We start from the raw sequence: 15,189 nt of genomic DNA, 5'->3' as shown, positions 1-15,189 counted from the left end.
AAAAAACTTAAAGGGATTTAAACTGATATTTAAAATTAAGATGTTTTAAAAAGCTTATTTTTGGTGCTCTATCCATTTAATTGAAAATAGGGTTAAACCCTTTTAACAAAACACCATGAAATTAAATATAGGTTTGTCAAAAAAACTTCTATTTACACTTTGTTGTATTCTTGCCATTTTCACCTTTAACAGTTTTACGGGGAGTGATAAGTTTGAAACCACTTTTGAAAATTCACCAATAATAGGTAATAAGCCTAAACTGGTAGTTGGGATTGTTGTTGATCAGATGAGATACGATTATTTAACCAGATTTTATTCAAGATATGGTCAAGGTGGATTCAAGCGATTATTAGATAATGGGTTCAATTGCAAAAACAATCATTTTAATTATATACCCACTTATACTGGGCCTGGTCATAGTTCTGTATATACCGGTACCACACCAAAATATCATGGAATTATAAGCAATAGTTGGTACGATAAAGAAGCAAAGACTGTGGTTTATTGTGCAAGTGATGATTCTGTGGCGACCGTTGGAAGTACCACTAACGCTGGAAAGATGTCCCCTCACAGAATGAAAACAAATTCATTTGCTGACGAAAACAGATTGAGTACACAGATGAGAGGTAAAACTATTGGTATAGCTTTAAAAGATCGCGGATCCATTCTGCCTGCTGGCCATTCTGCAAATGCAGCATATTGGTTTGATGGTGGTAATGAAGGAAAGTGGATCACCAGCACTTATTATATGGAAACCTTGCCACGGTGGGTATCAAAGTTCAATAACGAAAATCGAGTTGCTCCTTATTTAACTACTTGGAATACGTTGTACCCCATAAAAACTTATACCGCTAGTGGGGCAGATGAGAATTCTTATGAAAGAGGTTTTAACGGTAAGGAAGCGGCAACTTTTCCATATGATTTGAATGCTTTGAAGGGAAAAAATGGCAATTTCGAGATTATTAGAGCAACTCCCTTTGGAAATAGCTTAACTACAGATTTTGCGATTGCTGCTTTGAAAGGAGAGGAGCTTGGTAAAGATGATATAACCGATATTTTAGCGGTTAGTTATTCTAGTACGGATTATATTGGGCATAATTTCGGTGTTAATTCCGTTGAAATAGAAGATACTTATTTGCGACTTGATAAAGATTTAGAACGCTTATTCAAGGCTTTAGATGATGAAGTTGGTGTTGGCAATTACACAATTTTCTTGACCTCAGATCATGGTGCGGTTGATGTTCCGGCTTATTTATTCAATTCTAAAATACCGGCAGGTTATGTAAATATGTTGGAAATTAGGGACAATCTTTCCCTTTATTGCAAAAATGAATTTGGTACAAATGATTTAATTGAGAATATCAGTAACAATCAAGTTTTTCTGAATAAGAATGTGTTGAAAGATAAAAAGCTCGATCTAAGAAATGTAGAGTTTTTATTACAACAGGAATTGCTTAAATATGAGGCTATATATAAAGCCTACACGGGCACATCAATGGGTTCTGAAGAATTTTTAACCGGTATTGAAGCGATGATTCAAAATGGATATGATCAGAAAAGATCAGGAGATGTAATTTTTGAATTTAAACCGAATTTTATTTCTTATTCCACCACAGGCTCAACGCATGGTTCAAGTTACAATTACGACACTCATGTTCCTTTATTGTTTTATGGAGCTGGTATAAAACATGGGGAGACCACTTTGAAGACTGTAATTCCGGATATAGCTCCAACTATATCTGTGCTTTTAGATATAAGTTTTCCTAATGGCAGTACAGGCAATCCGTTGTATATGGTTTTTGATAATTAAGATTGGATATCTCGGGTTAACTTAAGTTCAGTTTTTTTAAAATACCTTTCCAACGTAGATTTCTTATGTATTTACCTTGATGTTCGTCCACTAGGAACTCTAGTTTTTTGAGTTTAGAATTATGATAACCACTGATATACTGTTTGAAGACGGAAAAACTTTTTCTTTTTACACCCATTTTTAGGCCTGTAATTATGGTCAGCGGCCATCCATAACGCAGTTTATATAGTGCCTCACCGTGAATTCCGGTTGCTTGTTTTGCATAATTCTCTCCCGTAGGTTTTAAATGCTTAACCCTTAAGTTCGGATCCGTTACTATTTCCCAACCATAGTATCTTGCCAGTAATTCATCCAAAGTGTCCCAGCCCATTGAACGCCTCAATCCACCAATTTCCTCAAAACATGCTTTTCTATACGCTTTTAAGGCCCCACGGATATGGTCCTTACTCGTAAAGTCTTCTAGTTTCCAGCCATTTTGTGTCTCAATTTCACAAAAGCCTGCCGCCATCCCAACCTTCTCTTCATTTTTAAAATGGAACGCTAATTGCTCTAAGTAATTGGATGGAAAAATTAAATCAGCATCGAATTTGCAGATTATATCAAAGGGCTTCGAAATGGATTTGTAGCCTTTGTAAAAGGCATTAATTATTTTGCTTCCGGGAAGATGAAGGTCCGTGGAAGTTGAATTAATAACTTTTATGAAATCAAATTGATCTCTATAAGAAGTTATAATTTTGACTGTTCCATCTGTTGAGTTATCGTTAACTACAATTATTTCCGAAGGAAGGTGCGTTTGCTTGCATAGAGACTCTAGAGTTTTACCAATAAAATTCTCTTCATTGTGGGCGGGGATGATAATTGCGAATTTCAATGAAATCTATTGTTATTGACGTTCTGCGTAGACAATATAATATCTCGGGTAAAAGTATCTAAGAATGGGCCTTAAGCCAATCTTATTGGTAGGGTGTGTCCACTTTTTTTTGTCTATAATGGTCCAACCTGCTTTTTCTAATAACCAATCGAATTGCCAATCTTCAAATTCGTGATAATGACGATCACGTGGATCATTCTCATTTTTATAGGCATTAGAAAACCATAGTTTAAGAGGGACACTACATACAAGCTTTTTTGCTTTTATAGCCTTAAGTACGTTGTATGGAGCTACTAAATGTTCAAAAATTTCAAATGCAGTTACAACTTGGTAATCTTCAGTTTCAACTTCATGTGTATCCTCATCTAAATCAATACCGCTAGTATTAGTAATCTTATAACCTTCAGAAATCATCACCTCTGAGAGGGGATTGGTAACTCCCAAATCCAAAATATGATTAGTTCTATCTATATGTTCCTTTAAAAATTCTAAAGTAAGCTTGAAACGCTTAGTGGGATAGGTATTCTCATACATGGATGGAGTTATTTTTTATTGTTTAGCATTCGTAGACCATTGCATTGATATGCATACCGGCACCTACACTTGCAAACATAATAACATCTCCTTTTTCTAACCTATGATTTTCCATGGTATTTTTAGCAACCATATCATAAAGTGTTGGAACAGTTGCCACAGAACTATTACCCAATTCATGAATACTCATAGGCATAACGTGCTCAGGAACCTCTGTTCTGTATAAACGATAAAAACGTTTAAGTATGGCCTCATCCATTTTTTCATTTGCTTGGTGAAGAAAAATCTTCTTTAGATCCTTTATCGATTTTCCACTTTTGTCTAGGCAGCTCTTCATAGCCTGCGGAACATATTTCAACGCAAATTCGTAAATTTTCCTACCATCCATTTTAATGTAGCGCGTATCCCTACATAATTCTTTCTTGTTAGAATTGCCAAAATATAGGTAATACGCTTCCTCTGTGGTATAGCTTGCATTTTCATGTGAAAGAATTCCGGAATCACCATCGATTTTTTCAATTATTGTTGCTCCTGCACCGTCTGAAAATATCATCGAATCTCTATCATGTTTGTCGACCACCCTAGAGAGCGTTTCGCTTCCAATGACCAAACATCTCTTGGCAATTCCTGCATCAATAAATGCTTTCGCTTGAATCATTCCTTGAACCCAACCAGGGCAGCCAAATAGAATATCATAAGCCACGCAATTAGGGTTGTTAATACCCAATAAATGTTTTATTCTCGCAGCTAGACATGGCAGCACATCTGACTGGATTGTATTATGTTTTACATCACCAAAGTTGTGGGCTGCAATAATATAGTCGATCGTTTCTGGATCTACACCTGCATCATCGATGGCTTTTCTCGCTGCTAAGTATCCTAAATCGGATGAATTAAGTTTGGGATCGGCATACCGCCTTTCAAGAATCCCAGTTATTGCTTTAAACTTTTCAATGATTACTTCATTGCCATGCGAAAATTGATTTCCATCTGAATCAAAGAATTCATGATCGCTAAATTTCTCGTTTTTTTCAACGGCGGAAGGTATGTAACTTCCGGATCCAATAATCTTTATACCCATTAATAATTAGTATTTGGGTAATGTTAGTGTTTCTATATGAAACAGCCCAATTCGGCTTAGAAAAAATACGATGTCCAAACCTAATTTATGCTTCAATATAATCTTCGATTGGTGCACATGTGCAAATCAAGTTTCTATCCCCATATGCATCATCAACTCTTCTAACAGAAGGCCAAAATTTGTTTAATTTGATGAAATCCAAAGGATAAGCAGCTTGTTTTCGACTATATGGTAAATTCCAATCATCAGCAGTTAACAATTCTAAAGTGTGAGGCGCATTTTTTAAAACGTTATTAGGTTCTGAGGAATTACAATTCTCAATTTCATGTTTAATAGAAATGAGGGCGTCACAGAAACGATCCATCTCTTCCTTACTTTCACTTTCCGTCGGTTCCACCATCATTGTTCCTGCAACTGGAAATGATACTGTAGGGGCATGAAATCCATAATCCATAAGCCTTTTGGCGATATCGCTCACCTCTATGCCAAAAGCTTTAAATGGTCGACAGTCAATTATCATTTCGTGCGCCGCGCGACCTCTCTCTCCGGAATATAATGTTTTGTAATGGCCTTCCAGGCGCTCCTTGATATAGTTTGCATTTAATATGGCAATTTCTGTCGCTTTGGTTAGACCGCTAGCCCCTAACATTTTTATATATCCATATGAAATAAGGCAAACCAGGGCCGATCCATAAGGTGCTGCCGAAATAGCTGTAATTGCATCATCACCGCCTTTATTAATTACAGGGTTTCCTGGTAAAAATGGTACCAATTGTTCAGCAACACATATTGGGCCAACTCCAGGTCCACCGCCACCATGAGGGATTGCAAATGTTTTGTGAAGATTTAAATGGCATACGTCAGCACCAATATTTCCAGGGTTGGTTAACCCAACCTGAGCATTCATATTTGCACCGTCCATATAAACTTGGCCGCCATTATCGTGAATGATTTTTGTGATTTCTTTTATGGCAGACTCGTATACTCCGTGCGTTGATGGGTATGTAACCATTAATGCAGCCAAATTATCTTTATGCTGTTCAGCTTTTTGTTTTAAGTCCTCAACATCAATGTTACCATGTTCTGTTGACTTAGTTACAACTACCTGCATACCAGCCATGACTGCACTTGCTGGGTTTGTACCGTGCGCTGAGGAAGGGATTAAACAGATATTTCTATGTCCTTCACCTCTAGATTCGTGGTAAGCTTTAATAACCATTAATCCAGCATACTCTCCTTGCGCCCCACTATTAGGTTGTAAGGAAGTTGCCGCAAATCCTGTAATTTCCGTTAGGTAATTTTCAAGGGATTTTAGGACTATTTGATATCCCTCTGCTTGTTCAATGGGGGCGAATGGATGCATCGTTCCCCAATTTGGCCAACTTAAAGGTAGCATTTCAGAAGCAGCGTTTAATTTCATAGTGCACGAACCCAAAGAAATCATTGAATGATTTAGGGATAAATCTTTTCGCTCTAATGATTTTATGTAACGCATCATCTCAGTTTCAGAATGATAGCTATTAAAAACCTCTTCTTGAAGATATTCGGTTTTTCTATTTGCGAAATTTGGAATTGAATTACTTGGATTGCTATTTAACTCAATTTTTGAATCAGATGATTCTATATAAGTTTCAAAGATTGACAGTAAGTAAATTAAGTCGTTGTCGCTAGTTGTCTCATTTATGCTAATATAAGCAGTACTTGGATCTGCGTAGAATAAATTGACTTCGGCTTTCTCCGCAATAGGCTTTAACTTTTGTGAGTCAACTGTTACTTCCAATGTATCAAAGTAATTCTGTGAAGAAACTTTAACGCCCAATATGGAAAGACCTTCAGCAAGTTTTCTTGCGCGTAAATTTATAGATTCAGCAATATTTTTAAGGCCTATGGGTCCGTGATAAACAGAATACATTCCAGCCATAACCGCTAATAAAACCTGTGCCGTACAAATATTAGATGTTGCCCTGTCGCGTTTAATATGTTGTTCCCTCGTTTGTAAAGCCATACGTAAGGCGCGATTACCATCAGCGTCTTTGGTAACTCCTATAATCCTTCCAGGTAATTCTCTTTTATATGTCTCCTTCGTTGCAAAATAAGCAGCATGAGGTCCTCCGTAACCCATAGGGATTCCAAACCTTTGTGTTGTACCAACGACTACATCTGCACCAAATTTTCCTGGGGCTTCAAGTAGTAATAAGCTCATAATATCGGCAGCAACGGCCGTTTTTATATTTGCCTCAGTAGCTTTTTCGATAAAAGATTTAATATCGGTAATTACTCCATTTTTGCCAGGGTATTGTAATAACGCGCCAAAATAGTCCGAACCGAATTCAAATGTATTTTCATCACCAATTACCAAGTCAATCCCAATTGGAAGAGCTCTGGTTTTTAAAACGTCGATTGTTTGAGGCAATACTGAATCAGAAACAAAGAATTTTACAATTTCAGCTTTCTTTTGTTCCCTATCCCTTACTGCAAATAACAAACTCATAGCCTCCGCAGCTGCAGTTCCCTCATCCAACAAACTAGCATTTGCAATTTCCATACCGGTTAAATCGGTAATCATAGTTTGGAAATTTAAAAGAGCCTCAAGACGGCCTTGGGCAATTTCTGCTTGGTATGGCGTATAAGCAGTATACCAACCTGGATTTTCCAATATATTACGTTGAATTACAGCTGGCATTATGGTTGGGTGGTAACCTAATCCGATGTAACTTTTAAATACCTTATTCTTTTTAGACAGCTCGTGAATATGGGTCATATACTCATATTCATTCATTGGTTCATCAAGATCCAATGGTTTTTCTAAACGTATACCGTCTGGAATGGTTTGATAAATTAGGTCTTCAATTGAATCAACTCCTAAGGTGTCTAACATTGCCTTTTGGTCCTCTTCCCGAGGCCCAATATGGCGGTAAGAAAATGCATTTGTATTCATGTAATTATAGAAAATTTTCCAGCTGCAAAATTAAGGAATAATGGGTGGTTTTGAGATGTAATTAACTTAAGTTTTTAACCATTAAAATCCCTTATCAACACTTTGAGTAAATTTGTTTTATGCGGATCTGGTTTAAGATACTCGATTTTTATATAAATAGTAGCATCCATGTGGCTCTATCTGTTGTTGCATTATGCTATATCACTTTCCAGACTTTGGAAATTACATTTGACATTCACTTACTTTTCTTTGTGTTTTTCGCCTCAATCACAGGATATAATTTTGTGAAATTTTTTGGCCTAGCGAAATTCCACCATCGAAGTTTGGCGACTTGGTTAAAATTGATTCAAATATTTTCAGCCTTGTGTTTTGTTGGAATGATCTATTTCACTTTTCAGCTTGAGGAAAGGACCATTATATTTTTAGGAGTTTTGGGGGTAATCACTTTTTTATATGCAATTCCGCTGGCACCTAGAAACTGGTTCTTGGACAAACAGAAAAATTTGAGGAGTATTAGTGGTTTAAAGGTATATTTAATTGCATTCGTATGGAGTGGGGTTACTGTGTTTCTGCCCATTTTCAATGAGGGAATGACTATAGACGGTGATGGTGTAACATTGGGAATTCAACGTTTTCTTTTAATACTTCTTTTAATGCTGCCATTTGAAATTAGGGACCTTAATTACGATAGTTTAAAATTGGCAACCATACCACAGCAAATTGGTATTGCAAAGACCAAAATTCTAGGTATAGTATTGGCCGCTTTCTATGTGTTATTGTGCCAATTTTATAAGAATATTGGAGGAGAAGAAATAGCTTGGAGAATAGTGGTGCTACTTGTCTGTCTAATTTTTATAGGATTTTCTAATACCCGAAGGTCTAAATATTATACTAGTTTTTGGGTAGAAGCTATCCCCATTTTATGGGCAATAGCGTTATTTATTTCGGAGGTGTGATTCCAGTGATTTTTTTAATTCTTCTTTTTCCTTTAAATCCATGCACTGAATTTGAGCCTTATTGCAAGTAGAAGTTAGTTTGTCATTCTTGTTAGAATAATTACGGGTTACATGACAATACAGGTAGCGGAACTTAAACTTCAATTTCTCAAGCCAAGTAGCTTCGTTATACTGAAGTTTATCGCAAATCTCCTTTGCCTGATCACAACTGATAAAAATGTCATTTTTCTTCATCCCTTAAAACCAATTTTCTTCCATGCATTGAGATAGAGAGGTGCGGGCTCTATGTATTAAAACCCAAAAGTTAGACGGGGTAACATCCAATTCATTACAGATTGTTTCGGTTTCATATCCCAAAATGGTTTTCATCTTAAAAGCCTCAGCCTGTTTTTTTGGTAATTTTTCTAAACATTTATAAATGGCTTCACCTAATTCGGTGTTCTCCAATTTATCTTCTGCATTTTTTAGGAAAGGGTCCGCCACTTTTTCTTCAAGCCAATCTCCTTCCTGTTCGTCATCGGTATATATTATATGGACCTCAGCTTTTCCTTTTTTCGAATTTACCCGCCTGTAATAATCTATAATTTTTCTTTTAAGAATGGCCACTAGCCAAGTACGCTCACTAGCCTCACCCTTAAAATTTTTCATAGAATTTAATGCCGCTAAAAAAGTTTCTTGTACAATATCCTTTGCTAATTCCCTGTCATTGACCCTTTGTATGGTATAATGAAAAAGGAAATCAGAATAATTATCAATCCACAACTCAGGCTTGAGAAGCTCTTTTGGCATTCAATTTTTTTTGATGCGCTAAATTAGTCAATTAAAACTTTAGCATATAAACTAATTCTTTTCTATCAACCCTGCTCTTCTTAACAAAGCATCCGGATTCGGTTCTTTTCCTCTGAATCGTTTATAAAGTATCATTGGATCCTCAATCCCTCCCTGGGACAATACATTCTCTTGGAATTTCTTCGCAACTTGCGAACTGAAAATTCCCTGCTCCTTAAAAAATTCGAAAGCATCCGCATCTAACACTTCAGCCCATTTATAGCTGTAGTAGCCAGCAGAATAACCTCCCTGGAAAATATGCGAAAACGATGTACTCATACAATTTTCTGCAACATCGGGTAGTAACATGGTCGGTTTAAAAGCTTCTAATTCATGTGTTTTCACTTCCTCAACATTGGTTGGGTCTATCCCATGCCAAGCCATATCTAATAAGCCAAAACTAATTTGTCGAACTGTCTGCATACCCTCATTAAATGCTGCTGATTCCTTGATTTTTTCAATATATTCTTGTGGTATCAATTCCCCAGTTTCATAATGATGTGCAAAAAGTTCTAATGCCTCCTTTTCGTAGCACCAGTTTTCCAAAACCTGGCTTGGCAATTCTACGAAGTCCCAAAATACACTTGTTCCAGATAGACTAGGGTAGGTGGTGTCGGCTAATATACCATGTAAGGCGTGACCAAATTCATGGAATAGGGTAGTTACCTCATTGAAAGTTAAAAGTGAAGGCTTTGTTTTGGTTGGTTTTGTAAAATTACACACAATTGAGATATGAGGTCTTTCATTTTTATTGCCCTTCTTATATTGTGATTTGTAGGATGTCATCCATGCCCCATTTCGTTTTCCAGCTCTTGGGAAGAAGTCAGCATAAAATATAGCTTTCAGGTTATTGTCGTTATCTACAACCTTGTAAGTTTTAACATCAGGGTGGTAAACATCTATCTCATTTGTTACCTCGAAATATAAATTGTAGAGTCTGTTTGCTACTCCAAATACACCATTAATTACATTTTCAAGCTTAAAATAAGGTTTTAATTTTTCATCATCTAAATTGAATAATTGTTGCTTCAATTTCTCGCTATAATATGAAGAATCCCACTTTTGAAAATCCGATATTTTATCCAATTCTGTTGCCAACGTTTTAATCCTTTCCAATTCCTTTTGGGCAGCAGGTTTCGCTTTTTCCAATAAGTCTTCAAGAAAGGTTTTTACAGTGTCTGGGTTTTTTGCCATTCGCTCTTCTAGAACAAAGTGTGCGTGTGTTTTATAACCCAAGAGTTTAGATCTTTCAAAGCGTAATTTCACGATCATAAGAACAATATCTTGGTTGTCTAAATCATCGCCATGAAACCCTTTTTTTCCAGCTGCAATTGCTAATTTCTTTCTTAATTCCCTGTTCTCAGCATATTTCAAAAACGGAATATAACTTGGATAATCTAACGTAAACAACCATCCTTCCTTATTTTTGCTTTCGGCCAAATGCTTTGCAGCTTCTATTTCACCCTCTGGTAAACCTACTAAGTCATTTTCATCTGTAATGAGCATTTCGTAACGATTGGTTTCCGCCAAAACATTTTCACCGAATTTTAATTTTAACTGACTCAACTCTTTATCAATTTCCCGTAGCCTCTTCTTTTTCTCTTTCGGTAAATTTGCCCCATTCCTACTAAAGCTTTTATATTTTTTGTCTAGTAGTGTATATTGTTCAGTTGTTAATTTTAAATTATCTCTTTGTTTATATACTTCTTTTATTCTTTGAAATAATTGTTCATTTAGGGTTATATCATTACCAAATTCAGACAATAATGGAGAAACCTCTTGTGCGATTTTTTGAATTTCATCATTGGTTTCGGCTGAGTTTAGATTAAAAAAAATACTTGAAATTCGGTCTAAGGTCTCTCCAGAAAATTCTAAGGCCTCAATTGTGTTCTCAAAAGTTGGCTTTTCAGGATTTTCTGTTATATCGTCGATTTCCTTTTTTGCCTGATCAATCGCTTCCTTAAATGCAGGTAAGTAATCAGAATCTTTAATTTGAGAAAATGGAGCCGTATTAAATGGCGTGTCAAATGATTTTAGAAGAGGGTTCATATTTTGAGACTAATTTTAAGATTTTGTAATTGCTTTCTTACTACGAGGTTGATTTTCTGATATTTAACGAAAAATTTAGAAGATAAACAGGAAAATATTTCTATTTTTGCCGAGAATTTTCGGAGATATTCGTAACCGAATTCCTGAGAATAGTTGATTAATAGCTTTAAAACCCCGATCTCTTCGGGGTTTTTTAGTTAAAGACCTTTGGAAGACTCTAATACCTTGGCTTTTAAGCCCTCCTTATAGTCAATAATTTTTTCTTGTATCTCCTTATTTGAAGATCCCAAAATTTGGGCAGCCAATATACCCGCATTTTTAGCGCCATTAAGCGCAACTGTAGCAACAGGAACGCCACCAGGCATTTGAAGGATTGAAAGAACTGAGTCCCAGCCGTCTATAGAATTGCTGCTTTTTACAGGAACCCCAATTACGGGAAGGGGCGTTAGGGATGCTACCATTCCAGGCAAATGTGCTGCTCCTCCAGCGCCAGCGATAATAACACCAATGCCATTTGTGTGTGCTTTTGTGCCAAATTCCATCATCTTCTGGGGTGTTCTGTGCGCAGATACTATATCAACCAATACATCAATACCAAATTCTTTTAATATATCGATAGCATCTTGCATAACGGGAAGATCGCTTTTGCTTCCCATAATAACGGCAACCTTGGTCATCTTTATGGTTTATTTACTTATTACTTTAATTGTATTCTTAACGGTTTCAGCCACTTTACGAGCTTCAGAAATATCGTTGTTAACAATGGTAACATGTCCCATTTTTCTGAAAGGCCTAGTTTGCTTTTTCCCGTATATATGAGGTGTAACTCCAGCTTCGCTTAGGATATCTTCAATATGGTCATAAATTACATCTCCTGAATACCCTTCCTCGCCAACCAAATTTACCATTATTCCGCCAATTTTATTATCTGTCTCCCCTAGTGGTAATCCTAATATTGCTCGAATATGTTGTTCAAATTGACAGGTAACGTTAGCTTCAATGGTTAAATGTCCAGAGTTGTGTGGTCGCGGAGCAACTTCATTTACTAGAATTTCATCGTCATGAGTTTGGAACATCTCCACTGCTAAAAGGCCAACATGTTCAAATGCTTCAGAGACCTTATGTGCAACCTTTCTAGCCTTTTCTGCCACTTCATCGTCGATCCGTGCCGGACAAATCACATATTCCACTTGGTTTGCTTCAGGATGAAATTCCATTTCCACTACTGGATAGGTAGCAATTTCACCATTCATATTTCGTGCAACTATAACTGCTAATTCATTTTTAAAATCAATCAGCTTCTCGGCAATACATTCCACGCTAGGTAGACCATTTAAGTCGTTTTCATTCCTAACTACCTTAACGCCTTTACCGTCATAACCGAATTTGGCACTTTTCCATACAAAAGGGAACTCGAGGCTTCCATTGCTAAGAGCTTCATTTATTTCTGAGGTGTATGCGAATCGTGTAAAACTAGATGTAGGGATATCGTTATCGGCATAGAACAACTTTTGTACGGCCTTGCTTTGAATCTTTTTGAGGGTGTTCGAACTTGGATAAACCATGATACCCTCTTTTTCTAAGGTTTCTAAAGCATCGATATTCACGTTTTCAATTTCTATGGTAAGAACATTTACCTTTTTTCCAAAATTGTAAACGGTTTCGTAATCCAACAAATCACCCTGGTAAAATTCATTACAAGCTAATCTTGCAGGTGCTTCGGCACTTGGATCTAGGACACAGGTGGCTATATCAAACTTTCGGGTAACATACAACATCATCTTTCCCAATTGCCCGCCTCCTAAAATTCCTAATTTAAAATCTGAAGAGAAATATGTCATTTCTTTGGTAAGAATTCGATAAACATGTGCAAAAATAAGGGTAATCCTTTGAATAAATTCTAAAATGCAAGATGAAATGCCAGTAAACGTCTTTGAATGATTATCTTTGAAAACTTAAATAGTAAAGCTGTGTTAAAGCTCCACAACCTCTATTTTAAACCTTTTATTTCTAGTCGAGAAATTGATGAGGCCATACAGAAGATGGTCGAGGAAATTAGTGCAGATATGGGAGATGAAGTTCCCGTATTTGTGGGTATCCTAAACGGTTCATTTATGTTTGTTAGCGATTTCGTGAAAAAATATCCGAAACCGTGCGAGGTTACCTTTATTAAATTGGCTTCCTATGAAGGGTTAAAGTCTTCAGAAGATATTCACCGATTAATAGGTCTTACCCAAGATTTAACCGACAGGAAGGTAATTATTCTGGAAGACATTATAGATTCTGGTAAAACATTAGCTGAGGTCTATAGAATTTTTAAGAACGAAAAGGTTAAAGAACTAAAAATAGCCACACTTTTTTATAAACCAGAAGCCTACAAAAAGGATTTTAAATTACACTATGTAGGTATTAAAATCCCAAACAAATTTATTGTTGGTTATGGTCTTGATTATAATGGACTTGGCAGGGATATTCCTGAAGTTTATCAACTAAAAACTACACAACATATGAAGAACTTGGTACTGTTTGGCCCTCCTGGTGCAGGAAAGGGTACACAGGCAGAATTTTTAAAAGAAAAATACAATTTGGTACACATTTCAACTGGTGATGTATTTAGATACAACATTAAAAATGAAACAGCCTTAGGGATGCTTGCCAAATCTTTTATGGATAAAGGTGAATTGGTACCAGATAAGGTAACCATTGACATGCTGAATGCCGAAGTTGAAAAAAATTCTGATGCCGAAGGTTTCATTTTTGATGGATTCCCACGAACTGAAGCTCAAGCCCAAGCACTAGATGAATTAATGGATAGCAAGGATTCTGAAATTAGCGCCATGATTGCCCTTGAAGTTGATGATGAGGTTTTAGTTAAACGTCTGATAGAAAGAGGTAAAACTAGTGGAAGGCCTGATGATTCAGATGAAATAATTATAAGAAATCGCATAAAAGAATACTATGACAAGACCGCCATTTTAAAAAATTATTATTCTGGTAAAGACAAGTATTTTGGGGTTAACGGTGTAGGGGAAATCCAAGAAATTACAGACCGTCTCTGTAAAGTAATAGATCGACTATAATTAGAATTTTCATTTTTTTACATGACAGAGGGGAATTTTGTTGATTATGCCAAAGTATACGTTGCTTCCGGTAATGGAGGTAAAGGATCCGCGCATTTAAGGCGTGAAAAATTTGTAGCGAAGGGAGGACCAGATGGAGGAGATGGCGGAAGGGGAGGCCACATAATTGTGCGCGGAAATGCAAATTTATGGACCCTTTTCCATCTTAAATTTAAGAAACATTTTAAAGCAGGGCATGGTGAACATGGAGGTAAACAGACTAGTACTGGGGCAGATGGAGAAAATGTTTATATCGACGTCCCTTTGGGAACCGTTGTTAGAGAAACAACAACTAATGAGATTTTGTTCGAGATTACTGAGGACCAAGAAGAGAAAATTGTTGTTGAAGGAGGTAAGGGCGGCCTAGGAAATGCTCATTTCAAGAGTTCTACAAACCAAACTCCGAGGTATGCTCAACCAGGACTTCCTGGAGAGGAAATGCAAATAACCTTGGAGCTGAAGGTTCTTGCCGATGTAGGGTTAGTTGGATTCCCGAATGCTGGTAAATCCACCTTACTTTCTGTAATCACAGCTGCAAAACCGAAGATCGCCAATTATGAATTTACTACTCTAAAACCCAATTTGGGAATTGTAGAGTATCGAGATTTTAAAACCTTTGTTGTTGCGGATATACCTGGAATTATTGAAGGTGCGGCTGAAGGAAAAGGTTTAGGGCACTATTTTCTTAGGCACATTGAACGCAATTCCATTCTTTTGTTCTTAATCCCAGCTGATGCTAAGGATATTGCAGCACAGTACGAAATTCTTTTGGATGAATTAAGACGTTACAATCCAGAGTTATTGGATAAAGACAGGCTTATCGCTATTTCTAAATGCGATATGTTGGATGATGAATTGAAAGCTGAACTTAAGACGGAACTGGACGAAACACTTCCTGTGGAATACCTATTTATTTCTTCTGTGGCTCAAATGGGACTTACTGAATTAAAAGATCGTTTGTGGCAGATGTTGAATAAATGAAATGATTGATTTGTTACAATAA

The 15,189-nt window shown here is 36.5% G+C and carries 12 protein-coding genes; 4 read left to right on the top strand and 8 right to left on the bottom strand.

Annotated features, from left to right (window positions below; translation table 11 throughout):
• Positions 1-115: 115 nt before the first annotated feature.
• Entirely contained in the window at positions 116-1,810 is a 1,695-nt protein-coding gene (gene pafA, locus ISU00_RS02035) for an alkaline phosphatase PafA (RefSeq protein WP_228852377.1), read from the top strand.
• Positions 1,811-1,826: 16 nt separating this feature from the next.
• Here pafA and ISU00_RS02030 read toward each other — a convergent pair whose 3' ends face one another.
• From ISU00_RS02030 to gcvP, 4 genes are all read right to left on the bottom strand, one after another.
• On the bottom strand, positions 1,827-2,681 hold the full coding sequence (locus ISU00_RS02030; protein WP_228852376.1) for a glycosyltransferase: 855 nt from the start codon (positions 2,679-2,681) through the stop codon (positions 1,827-1,829).
• 12 nt (positions 2,682-2,693) lie between these two features.
• Positions 2,694-3,215 (bottom strand): methyltransferase domain-containing protein, encoded by a 522-nt coding sequence (locus tag ISU00_RS02025; protein ID WP_228852375.1) that lies wholly within the window; start codon positions 3,213-3,215, stop codon positions 2,694-2,696.
• A gap of 22 nt (positions 3,216-3,237) precedes the next feature.
• Positions 3,238-4,296 carry a 3-oxoacyl-ACP synthase III family protein gene (locus ISU00_RS02020; RefSeq protein WP_228852374.1) on the bottom strand — a complete coding sequence of 353 codons (1,059 nt, stop codon included), beginning with the start codon at positions 4,294-4,296 and terminating at the stop codon, positions 3,238-3,240.
• Between the two features lie 85 nt (positions 4,297-4,381).
• On the bottom strand, positions 4,382-7,234 hold the full coding sequence (gene gcvP / locus ISU00_RS02015; protein ID WP_228852373.1) for an aminomethyl-transferring glycine dehydrogenase: 2,853 nt from the start codon (positions 7,232-7,234) through the stop codon (positions 4,382-4,384).
• A gap of 119 nt (positions 7,235-7,353) precedes the next feature.
• Here gcvP and ISU00_RS02010 point away from each other — a divergent pair, with 119 nt between their 5' ends.
• Positions 7,354-8,190: a UbiA prenyltransferase family protein gene (locus ISU00_RS02010; RefSeq protein ID WP_228852372.1), complete on the top strand. Its 837-nt coding sequence runs from the start codon at positions 7,354-7,356 to the stop codon at positions 8,188-8,190.
• 237 nt (positions 8,191-8,427) lie between these two features.
• On the opposite strand, the gene ISU00_RS02005 is transcribed toward ISU00_RS02010, so the two are convergent.
• The 4 genes from ISU00_RS02005 to ISU00_RS01990 form a co-directional block, all read right to left on the bottom strand.
• Positions 8,428-8,979 carry a sigma-70 family RNA polymerase sigma factor gene (locus ISU00_RS02005; RefSeq protein WP_228852371.1) on the bottom strand — a complete coding sequence of 184 codons (552 nt, stop codon included), beginning with the start codon at positions 8,977-8,979 and terminating at the stop codon, positions 8,428-8,430.
• 51 nt (positions 8,980-9,030) lie between these two features.
• On the bottom strand, positions 9,031-11,067 hold the full coding sequence (locus ISU00_RS02000) for a M3 family metallopeptidase (RefSeq protein ID WP_228852370.1): 2,037 nt from the start codon (positions 11,065-11,067) through the stop codon (positions 9,031-9,033).
• Positions 11,068-11,264: 197 nt separating this feature from the next.
• Complete coding sequence (gene purE / locus ISU00_RS01995) at positions 11,265-11,744, bottom strand: 5-(carboxyamino)imidazole ribonucleotide mutase (protein WP_228852369.1); 480 nt, start codon at positions 11,742-11,744, stop codon at positions 11,265-11,267.
• A 9-nt stretch (positions 11,745-11,753) separates the two neighbouring features.
• Positions 11,754-12,908, bottom strand: coding sequence for a 5-(carboxyamino)imidazole ribonucleotide synthase (locus ISU00_RS01990; protein ID WP_228852368.1), 1,155 nt, complete (start codon positions 12,906-12,908; stop codon positions 11,754-11,756).
• Positions 12,909-13,004: 96 nt separating this feature from the next.
• Between ISU00_RS01990 and ISU00_RS01985 the strand changes: the two genes are divergently transcribed.
• Together ISU00_RS01985 and obgE are read left to right on the top strand one after the other, a co-directional pair.
• A complete protein-coding gene (locus tag ISU00_RS01985) occupies positions 13,005-14,147 on the top strand; it encodes an adenylate kinase (RefSeq protein ID WP_228852367.1) in 1,143 nt (380 codons plus the stop codon).
• 21 nt (positions 14,148-14,168) lie between these two features.
• The gene (gene obgE / locus ISU00_RS01980) at positions 14,169-15,167 is read left to right on the top strand and encodes a GTPase ObgE (protein ID WP_228852366.1); all 999 of its coding nucleotides are present in this window, start codon (positions 14,169-14,171) and stop codon (positions 15,165-15,167) included.
• The last annotated feature ends 22 nt before the right edge of the window (positions 15,168-15,189 follow it).

This window comes from Aegicerativicinus sediminis (assembly GCF_015476115.1).
GTDB classification, from domain to species: Bacteria; Bacteroidota; Bacteroidia; order Flavobacteriales; family Flavobacteriaceae; genus Aegicerativicinus; species Aegicerativicinus sediminis.
This window is presented reverse-complemented; position numbering and strand designations above follow the sequence as displayed.